Annotated in this window: 11 protein-coding genes; 9 read left to right on the top strand and 2 right to left on the bottom strand. The window is 44.5% G+C overall.

All coding sequences use genetic code 11. The annotated features are described in order from the left end of the window. Positions 1-36 precede the first annotated feature (36 nt). The 5 genes from ACVW0P_RS15785 to hflX all read left to right on the top strand — a co-directional run bounded on the left by ACVW0P_RS15785 (position 37) and on the right by hflX (position 5,141). Positions 37-498 carry a cytochrome B gene (locus tag ACVW0P_RS15785; RefSeq protein WP_457132953.1) on the top strand — a complete coding sequence of 154 codons (462 nt, stop codon included), beginning with the start codon at positions 37-39 and terminating at the stop codon, positions 496-498. 221 nt (positions 499-719) lie between these two features. Continuing rightward, on the top strand, positions 720-2,129 hold the full coding sequence (locus ACVW0P_RS15780; RefSeq protein ID WP_457132952.1) for an anthranilate synthase component I family protein: 1,410 nt from the start codon (positions 720-722) through the stop codon (positions 2,127-2,129). Positions 2,130-2,207: 78 nt separating this feature from the next. After that, the gene (locus tag ACVW0P_RS15775; protein WP_457132951.1) at positions 2,208-2,774 is read left to right on the top strand and encodes an anthranilate synthase component II; all 567 of its coding nucleotides are present in this window, start codon (positions 2,208-2,210) and stop codon (positions 2,772-2,774) included. Positions 2,775-2,890: 116 nt separating this feature from the next. Beyond that, on the top strand, positions 2,891-3,673 hold the full coding sequence (trpC, locus tag ACVW0P_RS15770; RefSeq protein ID WP_457132950.1) for an indole-3-glycerol phosphate synthase TrpC: 783 nt from the start codon (positions 2,891-2,893) through the stop codon (positions 3,671-3,673). A gap of 283 nt (positions 3,674-3,956) precedes the next feature. Beyond that, on the top strand, positions 3,957-5,141 hold the full coding sequence (gene hflX, locus ACVW0P_RS15765; protein ID WP_457132949.1) for a GTPase HflX: 1,185 nt from the start codon (positions 3,957-3,959) through the stop codon (positions 5,139-5,141). Positions 5,142-5,197: 56 nt separating this feature from the next. On the opposite strand, the gene ACVW0P_RS15760 is transcribed toward hflX, so the two are convergent. Further along, positions 5,198-6,388 (bottom strand): anhydro-N-acetylmuramic acid kinase, encoded by a 1,191-nt coding sequence (locus ACVW0P_RS15760; RefSeq protein WP_457132948.1) that lies wholly within the window; start codon positions 6,386-6,388, stop codon positions 5,198-5,200. Positions 6,389-6,501: 113 nt separating this feature from the next. Between ACVW0P_RS15760 and nagB the strand changes: the two genes are divergently transcribed. From nagB to ACVW0P_RS15740, 4 genes are all read left to right on the top strand, one after another. Next, a complete protein-coding gene (nagB, locus tag ACVW0P_RS15755) occupies positions 6,502-8,421 on the top strand; it encodes a glucosamine-6-phosphate deaminase (protein WP_457132947.1) in 1,920 nt (639 codons plus the stop codon). 6 nt (positions 8,422-8,427) lie between these two features. After that, positions 8,428-8,847 (top strand): hypothetical protein, encoded by a 420-nt coding sequence (locus ACVW0P_RS15750; RefSeq protein ID WP_457132946.1) that lies wholly within the window; start codon positions 8,428-8,430, stop codon positions 8,845-8,847. Next, a complete protein-coding gene (locus tag ACVW0P_RS15745; RefSeq protein WP_457132945.1) occupies positions 8,837-9,298 on the top strand; it encodes a DUF2059 domain-containing protein in 462 nt (153 codons plus the stop codon). Before ACVW0P_RS15750 ends, ACVW0P_RS15745 begins: the two co-directional genes overlap by 11 nt. Positions 9,299-9,359: 61 nt before the next feature. Continuing rightward, complete coding sequence (locus tag ACVW0P_RS15740; RefSeq protein ID WP_457132944.1) at positions 9,360-12,221, top strand: M16 family metallopeptidase; 2,862 nt, start codon at positions 9,360-9,362, stop codon at positions 12,219-12,221. A 47-nt stretch (positions 12,222-12,268) separates the two neighbouring features. On the opposite strand, the gene ACVW0P_RS15735 is transcribed toward ACVW0P_RS15740, so the two are convergent. Further along, positions 12,269-12,937, bottom strand: coding sequence for a hypothetical protein (locus tag ACVW0P_RS15735; RefSeq protein WP_457132943.1), 669 nt, complete (start codon positions 12,935-12,937; stop codon positions 12,269-12,271). Positions 12,938-12,966: the final 29 nt, after the last annotated feature.

Below are 12,966 nucleotides of genomic sequence, written 5' to 3'. Positions count from 1 at the left end.
TAACTTATATTTATATTCGGGTCAAATTTTAAACGCATGAACGCTTATCAGTTTTTCCTGTCATTCCACTCCGGTTTCAGGTACATCGTATTTTTATTGGTTGCAATTGCTATTGTTAGGGCCTTTGCCGATTGGTTTGGCAAAAAAGCGTACAGCAACGGTAACCGCAAACTCAACCTGTTTACCATGATATCCGTGCATACTCAAATTTTAATTGGGCTTGTGTTGTATTTCATAAGCCCTAACGTTAAGTTTGGCGGGGGTGTAATGAAAGACCCTACTGCACGCTACTGGACGGTGGAACACATTACCATGATGATCATCGCCATGATCCTGATCACCATTGGCCACAGCAAATCAAAAAAGGCGACTTTGCCCGAAAACAAGCATAAAGCCATCGCTATTTTTTACTCATTAGCCTTGGTTATCATCGTGGTAGCCATCGCTTTAATGACAAAAGATGCACCCGGACACACCTTTTTTGGAATTACCCACTAAAAAAGTCGACAAAAAATTTGTTAATTCAATTTTTTGTATAAATTTGTCGCCACGATATGAAAAAAACTACTCTTAATACCAATTGGTGGCACTATGTGAAAACATGGCAGGCCGGATAGTTTTTGATATGCAGTACTAATCAAATGTAAACCTAATTTGAAACCCGGCGAACGCTCAATTCGCCGGGTTTTTTTGTTTAATGCGCTCTGAGATAATCACTAATGAAAAAATATAAAATTACCACTACCCATAAAAAGCTACTTGCAGATACCACTACACCGGTGAGTATTTACCTGCGCTTAAGGGATGTTTTCCCTAACTCGCTGCTGCTGGAAAGTTCGGACTACCACAGCCGCGAAAACAGCTTAAGCTTTGTATGCTGCGCCCCTTTTAGCGGCTTGGTTTTAGACAACAAAACCCTTAAAAAGAAATTCCCCGATGGAACTGAAGAAGTAAGCGCCCCCGGCGAATTTGATATTACCGACGAGATAAACAATTTTACTGCCCGGTTTGAGGTAGAGGCAAATACCTCCAAGATCCTGTCTAACGGCTTGTTCGGGTACTTTACGCATGAGGCGGTTGAGCATTTCGAAACCATCCGTTTAAAGGAAAGTGCTGACACCACCCGCAAGATCCCGGTGATGCAGTACCATATCTACAGTTACATCATTGCTATAGATCACTTTAAAAACGAGCTGTACATTTTCCACAACCAGGTAGAAGGGCAACCGAAAACCAACGGGTTAGAGAAGATAGAAGACCTTATCAAAAACAAAAACTTCCCCGAGTATAGCTTTAAAAGCAACGAGGCCGAAAAGTCTAACCTGACCAATGAGGATTTTATCGCTATCGTCGAGAAAATGAAACAGCACATTTATCGTGGTGATGTTTTCCAGATAGTACCTTCAAGGGCGTTCTCGCGCAAATTTTTGGGTGATGAATTTAACGTGTACCGTGCGCTGCGCTCCATCAACCCATCGCCGTATTTATTTTATTTTGACTACGGCGACTTCCGCATCTTCGGCTCGTCGCCCGAGGCACAGATCACCATTAAAAACAATACTGCAAGCATATTCCCTATTGCCGGCACATTTAAACGCAGCGGCGATGACGAGAAAGACGCAGAGCTTGCCCGCCAGCTGGAGGCCGACCCCAAAGAATCTGCTGAGCACGTAATGCTGGTCGACCTTGCCCGCAACGACCTAAGCCGCCATTGCGAAAACGTAAGTGTTAAAGCATTTAAAGAGGTGCAATATTACTCGCACCTTATCCACCTGGTATCGCATGTAAGCGGTACGCTTAAACCGGGCACCACATCATTTAAAATTGTGGCCGATACCTTCCCGGCGGGTACGCTAAGCGGTGCTCCAAAGTACCGCGCCATGGAGATCATAGACGAGAACGAAAAAAGCAAACGCAGCTTTTACAGCGGTGCCATCGGTTTCTTTGGCTTTAACGGCGATTTTAACCACGCCATTATGATTCGTTCGTTCCTCAGCAAAAACAATACGCTGCATTACCAGGCAGGCGCGGGCATTGTGGCCGGCTCTATCGCCGAAAGCGAATTGAAGGAAGTTGATAATAAAATAGCCGCGCTGAGGAAAGCGATAGAATTAGCGGAGGAGCTGTAGTTAGAGGTTAGAGACTGGTGATTAGAAATTAGTTAAAGAACAAATCCCCTCTTGAGAGGGGTTAGGGGTGTGTAAAAAATGAAAATATTAATCATAGACAATTACGATTCTTTCACCTATAACCTGGTGCATCTGGTAAACGAGTTAGGTTTGCAATGTGAGGTTTGGAGGAACGATAAATTTAAACTGGAGGATGTAGACGCGTTTAGCCACATCATCCTTTCGCCGGGGCCGGGCATACCGTCAGAAGCGGGTTTGCTTTTGCAGGTGATAGAAAAATACGCGCCGACAAAAAGTATGTTTGGTGTGTGCCTTGGCCAGCAGGCTATTGCGGAGGTATTTGGCGGCAAGCTTTATAACCTGCCACAACCTATGCATGGTATAGCTACGGCAATAAAAGTTACGGATAGCGGCGAGCCACTTTTTGCAGGCCTGCCCGATACCTTTAAAGTAGGCCGTTACCACTCGTGGGTGGTAGAGAAAGACCTGCCCGCTGCATTAGAAATTACCGCTATTGATGAACAAGATGGCTCGGTTATGGCTTTAAGGCACAAGGAATACAACGTGCGCGGCGTACAATTCCACCCCGAATCGGTACTAACCGAGTACGGGAAAGAAATGATGCAGAACTGGTTGAAGACTTAGTAAAACATTAAATAAGTAAATTTGTCATCCTGAGCGATAGCGAAGGATCTATTCATGAACTGTGCAATCGGCAAACAGATGCTTCGCTATCGCTCAGCATGACAATAAAGAAAACAATGAACATACTTGATAAAATAGTTGCTTATAAAAAGATAGAGGTTGAGCGTGATAAGGTGCGCACCACCTACAGCCAACTGGAAGAATCTGAATACTTCCACCGGGAAACTTATTCTTTTAAAGATTTTTTGCTGGCGCCGGATCGTACAGGTATTATAGCCGAGTTTAAACGGAAGTCGCCATCGAAGGGGATTATAAACGACGATGCGCTGGTAAAAGATGTAACTAAAGATTACGCTGCTGCGGGGGCTTCGGCATGCTCGGTATTGACGGATTACGGCTTTTTTATGGGCCGCAAAATGGATGTTAGCCGTGCCCGCCGCGCTACCAGTATTCCCATCCTTCGTAAAGATTTTATGATAGATGAGTACCAGGTTATCGAAGCAAAATCATTGGGTGCTGATATTATCTTACTGATAGCAGCCATCCTAACCCCTGCCGAAATTAAGAGCCTTGCAAGCCTTGCCAAAAGCCTCGACCTGAATGTGCTTTTAGAAGTGCATAACTTAGAAGAGCTGGAACGAAGCATTGATACAAACCTGGATGCTATTGGCGTAAACAACCGTAACCTGGCCGATTTTACCGTAACGGTAGAAAACTCTTTTAAACTTGCTGAGCATATCCCTAACGAGTTCATGAAGATCTCGGAAAGCGCCATTAGCGACACCGAAACCATTAAGCAATTAAAGGCAGCCGGTTTCAACGGGTTTTTAATAGGCGAGAATTTCATGAAAAAACAGGACCCGGGCGCAGCCATGCGCGAGTTTGTGAAGGGTTTGTAATTAGCCCGTAATTGAATATCTTTGCGTATCATGTTGATCCTAATATAATACCCTCACGCAGCAACTTTCTATTTGGCAATCCTTGTCGACATGCCTTGGTGAAGTTGTCATGAACAGATCAGTTCCTGACGCCCATGTCAAACGCTTCCTGGTGTATTCCACAGGAGCGAAATCGTCAATCTATAATTATTAAATGCCATGTGAACATAACAAGCGTATAGTGAGTTATATTGGAGGTAACTTAATGTTTACCTTTATACTTTAATTGTTAATCATTTTTAAAATGAAACCAAAGTTTTTTGATACTGCCGAAAAGCAGGAAAAAGTGGTTTTGGTTGGTGTAATTACACCACACGAAACCGAAGAACGCGAAAAAGAATATTTAGAGGAATTAGAATTTTTGGTGGAGACCGCAGGCGGCCTCACCGTGAAAACCTTTACCCAAAAATTACAGCGTCCCGAGCGATCTACGTTTGTAGGTACCGGTAAACTGGATGAGATAAAAGAATATGTAATTGCCGAAGAAATAGACATCGTTGTTTTTGACGACGAACTTACCCCGTCTCAGTTACGTAATATTGAGCGCGAACTGAATGTAAAGGTACTTGACCGTAGCAACCTCATCCTTGATATTTTTGCCGGCCGTGCCCAAACAGCGCAGGCTAAAACACAGGTGGAGCTTGCCCAGCTACAATACCTGCTACCCCGCCTAACCCGCCTTTGGACTCACTTAGAGCGCCAAAAGGGTGGTATTGGTATGCGCGGACCAGGCGAGTCGCAGATAGAAACAGATAGGCGTTTAATATTAAACAAGATCTCGTTACTGAAAGATCGCTTGAAGCTGATCGACCGTCAGAACGAAACACAGCGCAAAAACCGCCAGCAACTCATTCGTGTAGCATTGGTGGGTTATACCAACGTTGGTAAATCTACCATCATGAACATGCTGTCGAAATCGGAGGTGTTTGCCGAAAACAAGTTGTTTGCTACGCTGGATACTACTGTTCGAAAAATGGTTATCGAGAATGTACCGTTCCTGCTGTCGGATACCGTTGGGTTTATCCGCAAGCTGCCACACCATTTGGTAGAATGTTTTAAATCTACATTAGACGAAGTACGCGAGGCTGATATTTTGATCCACGTGGTAGATATCTCCCACCCAAGCTTTGAAGACCAGATCCGTACGGTTAACGAAACGCTTAAAGAACTTGGCGCTATAGATAAACAGATCATAACTGTTTTCAATAAGATAGATGCCTTTGTGCCCGAGCAACACCATGTTGACGTAACCGAAGAACCACTAACCCTTGATGATTTTAAACATAGCTGGATGGCTAAAAACAACAGCCCTGCCATATTTATCTCGGCTACCGAAAAGGAAAATGTAGACGAGTTTAGGGAACTGCTTTACGAGTACGTGAAAAAGGCGCATGCGGAAAGATATCCGTATGATAATTTGCTTTATTAAAGCCATATTCGCGTATAAAAAACCCTCTTTCTAATTATGGAAAGAGGGTTTTGTGTTTACAAGGGAAAACTAAACTTCCCCATTAGTACGGCGGGGCTATTACCAATAGGAATCGGTTCACCGCAAAGTGCTTCGTTACCTAATAAAGCAAAAAGTATGGCCTCCTTCGCATCAGGGTCAATCCCCAGTTCGGCGGTATTAGCGATGGTTACGTTGGGCATGGTATTTTTTAGATAATTAATAACGTACGGGTTCCAGGCACCGCCCCCGCTAACAAATATTTTAAGATCGGGCTGGTTAAAGTTGGCTTTTATAAAATTACTTATAGACCGTCCTGTTAAAGCACTTAGGGTAGCTACCAGATCGGTTTTATTGATGTTGAATAGCCTAACCGCCTGTTGCGCGTCGGCCACAAATTCTAAATTAAACAATTCGGGGCCGGTAGTTTTTGGTGCGGTTTCCCTAAAAAAAGGATGGTCTAACAGCGCATCCAACAAAACATCATTCACCTCGCCCGATTTAGCAATTTCTGAATCTTCATCATAAGCTTTACCAAAATATTCGCGGCAGGCAGCATCTATTAAGGTGTTGCCGGGGCCGATGTCGCTACATAAAACTTCCGCTCCTATATCCGCAGGTAAATAAGTAAGGTTAGCTATGCCCCCTATGTTCAGCAGGATGCGGTTCTCGCCGGGTTTGCTACCCAGTATCACATCGCCATATAAGGCCAACGGTGCACCCTCTCCACCCGCGGCAATGTGCTTCTGCCTAAAATCGCTGATGGTTAAAATGCCGGTTTTAACGGCTATATGGTCGGCATCGCCAATTTGCAGGGTAGCGTTACCATAGCCGGGCTGCTTGTGCAGGCGTTTTGGCGCATGGTAAATAGTTTGGCCGTGGCTGGCAATAAAGTCAACATCCGTAGGTTTAATACCCCACTTAGTTAATGTCTGCAATATCAATTCGCCATGAAAATTCCCGATGTATGCGTTTAGTAAAGTAACCTTCTGCAGGCTCACCAGTTTTTTGGCGAACACCTCTTGTACCTCGTGCTTAAATCCGTCCGCGTAAGGTATAGTGATGAAATCTATAAGCTTAAACTCCGTGTGGATGCCGCTGCCTTTAAATTTGCAAAGTGCGATATCCAACCCGTCTAACGATGTGCCCGACATGAGCCCTATCCCCAGCTTTTCGTCTTTTTGAGCGATGGTAAATAGTTTTTGCAGGTTTTTGTTGAGTGCGGGCATGCGCTAATTTACCTGTTTTGCCGCCAGCCACAAAAGATAAATTAAAACCGCCTGTATATAAATATCTGATATATTTGTTTAGCATCATTGTAAACCAATTACACCCTAAGCCAATGGCCAGATTAAATTTATTAGAAGAAACCCGGTACGAGAAACTGCCCGTTACCGTCTACTCCGACCAAAACGCAGCATCAGTAGCTGTTGCAAAACGCATTGCCGACCTTATCAATAAAAAAGATGCCGCCGGCGAGCAGGCCGTACTTGGCCTGGCAACAGGTGTTACACCAATAAAGGTGTATGCAGAACTGGTGCGTTTACATAAAGAAGAGGGGCTATCTTTCAAAAACGTGATCACCTTTAACCTTGACGAGTATTACCCCATGAAGCCCGACGCGGTGCAAAGCTACGTTACCTTCATGAACGAAAATTTATTTGACCATGTGGACATTAAAAAAGCCAATATCCATATCCCAGACGGTACGCTGCCGCAAGATGCGGTTGCCGATTTTTGTTTGGAATACGAACGACAGATAGAAGACTTAGGCGGATTAGACCTGCAGTTATTAGGGATAGGCCGTACAGGCCACATCGGTTTTAATGAGCCGGGCTCGGCACCAAACTCGGGTACGCGGTTGGTTACGCTTGATGATTTGACCCGCCGTGATGCTTCGCGCGATTTTGGTGGTAAGCAAAACGTACCAACCAAGGCCATCACCATGGGCGTGGGTACCATATTTAAAGCCCGCGAAATTATCCTGATGGCCTGGAGCGCCAAGAAAGCACCGATTGTACGGAAGGCTGTGGAGGGCGAAATCTCGGGCGAAGTGCCTGCAACCTTCCTGCAACTATCAGATAACGTAGAGTTCGTTTTGGATGTGGATGCAGCATCGGGTCTAACACGCTTTGATACCCCGTGGTTGGTTAAAGATTGTGTTTGGGAAAATCAGTTGATCAAAAAAGCTGTGATCTGGCTTTCTGATACCGTTGGCAAACCCATTCTTAAACTAACGGAAGAAGATTATAACAGTAATGGTATGGCGCAACTCGCGGTAGAGCAAGGGCCGGTGTATCAAATCAATATTAATATTTTTAACCAGTTACAACATACCATAACTGGCTGGCCGGGTGGTAAACCGGGTGCAGACGACAGCCAGCGCCCAGAACGTGCCGAACCTGCACGCAAACGTTCTATCGTGTTCTCTCCGCACCCGGATGATGACGTGATCTCGATGGGTGGCACGTTTATTAGATTGGTTGACCAGGGGCACGATGTGCACGTGGCCTATCAAACATCGGGCAATACCGCCGTTTGGGACGATGACGTGCTACGCTTTGTGGAATTTGCCATCGATTTTAAAGAAAGCGTTGGCGAAGATGCCTCAAAAATGAAAAGCATTTACGACGACATGCGCCGATTTATGGCCATTAAAGAACCCAACCAGATAGATTCGTTAGAGATCCGCGATGTAAAAGGGTTTATCCGCAAAACCGAAGCTATTGCAGGTGCGCGCTACGCGGGCTTGCCCGACAGTAATATCCATTTTCAGGCTTTGCCTTTTTATGAAACAGGCAAAACGCAAAAAAACTCTGTAGGTGAGGAAGATATTAAACTAACTATGGAGCTGCTGCAAAAAGTAAAACCGCAGCAGGTATTTACTGCCGGCGATTTTGCTGACCCGCATGGTACACATATCGTATGTTTTAATATCATCATAGAATCTTTACGCCGCCTGGGCAAAACCGAGGCTTGGGTAAACGATTGCTGGGTTTGGATGTATCGCGGCGCATGGCAGGAGTTCCCTACCCACGAAATTGAAATGGCGGTACCACTTTCGCCGGCCGAAGTGTTGCGTAAGCGCAGCGCGATCTTTAAACACCAGTCGCAAAAGGATAAGCCCGTTTTCCCTGGGGATGATGCACGCGAGTTTTGGGTACGCGCCGAAGATCGGAACCGCGAAACCGCCCAAAATTACGATCGCTTAGGTATGGCAGAATATGCCGCTATGGAAGCTTTTGTGAGGTATAAATTTTAATTAGCAATGGGTTGTATACTTAGGATTATAGGTGAGGAATTTGACGTTGACAACTTTATCCTTCAAAGCGGTATACGTTCTTACAGCGTTTTTTATAAAGGCGAACCAAAATCCAAGCTTAGCCCCGATGGCAAGAAATGTCAATTTTCGGGTTGTGCCGTCGACGTTAGTAAGGCCGACTTTAACGACTTTAATAAACAGATAGATGATGCAAGCAGATATTTGGAATTGTATCAGGAAAAATTAAAACTTATCACTTCGATTCCCGCAATTCAATTTGCGGTTTTAGATTTTGGTATTGAATGTGATATCAACAAGTTTGTTCAGTCTAAATATCTTCCAATTACACTAATAAAACTCTGCGCTGAATTAGGTATCAGTATAGAACTTTCTATTTATCAGCAACAAACAAACTATGAAATATAGATTCTTAATTATCGCATTGTTAATATGCGGCGCGTTAAAAGCGCAAACAACGGCAATCAGTCCGTCACGTTTAAAAGCGGCCGAAGATGTGCTTGTAGCATCTGGTGCTGGCAACCAGTTAAAAGAAAACATGTCGGCAATGGTAACACAAGCCAGCGCAAACGTCCCGGAAGATAAAAAGCCAAAATTTATCGAGATCATGAATACCTTTATGAGCAAGTACATGAACTGGGATTTGATGAAAGACCAAATGGCTGCTATTTATGCGCAGGAGTTCAGCGAAAAAGAGTTAAAAGACCTTGCTACCTTTTATCGCTCGCCATTAGGTGTAAAGCTTAATCAAAAGCAACCTGCGTTGTTTCAAAAGTCGGCATTGATTGGGCAACAGGCCGTACAAAGCCACCAGGCCGAGCTACAGCAAATGATGCAGGAAGCATTTAAAACGCCATAACAATTTGTAACTAAGATATTCGTTTAGCATCTTAGTAAAATATTCCCTTTTTAACTTAAATATGAACATTAACAGAACTTTATCTGTAGCGGCACTGGCTTTGCTTATCGCATCGGGCAGTGTAAATGCACAGGTAAAACGCAAGCCAACACCATCTCCACGCAATAAACCAAATGCAGCGGCAGCAGTTGCCCCGCCAAATGTACTGCCGTTTGATAAAGAGGTTATAACCGGCAAGCTGCCAAATGGCCTAAGCTATTACATACGCCATAACGAGCAGCCTCAAAACCGTGCCGAGCTTTACCTGGTAAATAAAGTGGGTTCTGTTTTAGAAACCGATGCCCAACAAGGCCTTGCCCACTTTACCGAGCACATGGCCTTTAACGGCACGCGCGATTTCCCGAAGAATGCGTTGGTTAATTACCTTCAAAAATCTGGCGTTAAATTTGGTGCCGATCTAAACGCTTACACCTCTTTTGATGAAACCGTTTATCAGCTGCCATTACCTACAGATAGCGCCGCCGTATTCGAAAAAGGTTTTAACATTTTGGCTAACTGGGCAGGCTACTTAACCTTTGACCAGGCCGAAATTGATAAAGAGCGTGGTGTGGTGCTTGAAGAAGCACGCCTGCGTGGTAAAAACGCGCAAGAGCGTTTAAGCCTGCAAACCCTGCCGGTTCTGTTAAATAATTCCAGGTATGCTACCCGCCTGCCTATAGGGCAGGAAGCTGTGCTTAAAAACTTTGATGCAGCTACCATAAAAAGCTTTTACAGCGATTGGTATAGGCCCGACCTGCAAGCTGTAATTGTGGTTGGTGATTTTGATGTAAAACGTGTAGAAGCCCTTATAAAAGCGAACTTCTCGGGTTTAAAAGGCCCTATCGCTAAAAAACCACGCCCCGATTATAATGTTGCACCAACGCCGGGCACTGTTGTAAAAGTGGCTACCGATAAGGAATTCCCGTACACCATGGCGCAGATCATTGTTAAGCACCCGCACAACGTGATACGCACCACTACGGGCTACATGCAAAGCATCCGTATTTCGCTTTTTAATTTTATGCTTAACCAAAGGCTTGGCGAATTGCAACAAAAGCCCGAGCCGCCATTTTTATATGGCCGCACAAGTTACGGCGCTTTAATTGGCAAGCAGGACGCCTTCTCATCTATTGTAGTATCTAAACCCGACGGTTTGGAGGCTGCTGTTAAAGCCGTTGTTGCCGAAACCGAACGTGCCCGCAAGTTTGGCTTTACATTAACCGAGCTGGAGCGTGCTAAACAACAAGCGCTGGTGGGCATCCAAAATGCTTTTTATGAACGTAACAAAACAAATTCTGTTAATTACGTTAGGGAATACACCCAAAACTTTTTAACCGGCGAGGCTGTGCCCGGTATCGATTTTGAATACAACTTTTATGTAAGCAACATCAGCAAAATTTCTCTTGCCGAAATGAATGCCCTTGCAGGCCAGTTCATAAGCGATCAAAACAGGGTGATACTAATACAAGGCCCGGAAAAAGATAAAGATAAATTGCCCGATGAAAAAGCTATTCTAAGCTGGATAGGCGCGGCGGGAAACGGTGTTACTGCTTACGTAGATAACGTTACAAGCAAGCCCTTAATGGAAAAAGCACCCGAGGGTTCAAAAATAGTTTCCGAATTAAAAGACGAGGCTATTGGTACAACTACCTTAACATTCGAGAATGGGCTTAAAGTTATCTTAAAACCCACCGAATTTAAGAACGACCAGATCCTGATAAATGGCGCAGCATTTGGCGGCACATCACTGGCAAGTGATGCTGATTTTACTTCGGCAAGTTTTGCTGCCTCTATAGTAGGCAGCAGCGGTATTTCCGAATTTAACCAGGGGCAATTAGATAAGATGCTGGCCGGTAAGGATGTTAATGTATCTCCATACATCAGCGATATTACACATGGGATACGTGCAAATTCGTCTCCGCGAGATCTGGAAACCGCTCTTCAACTGGTATATCTTTATTTTACACAGCCACGTAAGGATGCCGATATTTGGAAAGGCACTATACTGCAAACCAAATCATTATTGGCAAACCGCGGGGTGGACCCGCAGAGCGTTTACCAGGATACTTTATCAAATGTTTTAAGTAACAACAACTTCCGCTTTGGCGCTACCACGGTTGAGCGTTTAAACACTACTAACCAGGATAAATCTTTCAGCTTTTATAAAGACCGGTTTGCTGATGCAAGTGGTTTTACGTTTGTAGTGGTAGGTAATTTTAATGTGGAATTGATCAAACCGTTCCTTTCTACCTACCTTGGTGGCCTGCCATCAACCCATAAAAAGGAAACCTTCCGTAACCTTAAAATGTATCCGGCACCCGGGCAGATCACTAAAACCGTTTATAAAGGATTGGATGATAAAGCGAATGTACAAATGATATACAGCGGCGCATATCAGTTTAACGAGGCCAACAATATGCAGTTGGATGCGCTGGAAGAAATATTGAACATTAAACTTGTTGAGCGTTTACGCGAACAGGAAAGCGGTATTTACGCGCCCGGCATCAGGGCAAATTATACTAAAAACCCCGAAGGCCGTTACACCGTAACCATAGCGTTCACCTGTGCTGCTGCCAATGTTGATAAACTGGTAGCCGCTACGCTTGATGAGATTGGTAAGATAAAACTAACAGGCGCGCTACCTGCCGACATCCAAAAATTTGCTGCCGAAGAAGCGCGCTCTACCCAGGTACAGCTTAAACAAAATGTATCATGGGCAGGCTTACTTTCCGGCGCGGTACAAAACGACCAAAACCCGGATGACATTCTGAGCCACGTTAAAAACCTGGAGAATGTTACCGTGCAAAGCACTAAAGATGCGGCCATCAAGTATTTGAACAATGCCAACCTGGCAAAAGTTATCCTGATGCCCGAGAAGAAATAGACTTTAGGTAAATTATAAAAAATGCCCCGTTAGTTAACGGGGCATTTTTATTTAAGCTGTTTTAAGTCAGAAAAGAATGGCAGGTAGGTTGATGCCGCCTCGCGACCCGGCTCATGTACCGTAATGCCGGTAATAATATCCTTCTCGTCTACATCAAAAGCGATGCCTCCTTTAACATCATCATAAAGGCTTAGCGCTTTGCCTTTATCATTAAACGTGGCCACCTTTGTTAATTTATAAGCCGGCCATACGTTTTTAAAATGCGTGCCCGCATATACTTTACTGCTAATCTTGAAGAATGGCGACGTCACCCTAATCTGTTTAACACGTTTAACTTCATCATTACCTTGCCCTCGGGAGAAATACATTTGGGTAACGTAACCCGTGGTATCGTGGTTGGCATACCAGATAGAAACGCTTTTGCCCATGGCCGCATCCCCGCCGTCGGGTGTGCCCAATTTTTTATGTACATCTTCGCCGCTTTGGTTTATAGCTGTTTGGCCTACGCTGATGCCGGGCACTATCAATTGCGCCAACGGCACCGGTTTATCGCCGGGCATATCAACGGTAGTGGTATCGGCGGTTTTAGTAGTATCGGTATTAGATATGGTATCTGCCTTGGTAACCGTATCTGCCGATTTTGGTGTCTTGTTTTGCTGGCATGCTGTAACGTTAAGAACAAGTACCGGTAGTATTAAATATTTTGAGATCTTCATAATCGTAACAATTTGTTTAATTTACAGTT

Source organism: Mucilaginibacter sp. UYNi724, assembly GCF_054057495.1.
This window is presented reverse-complemented; position numbering and strand designations above follow the sequence as displayed.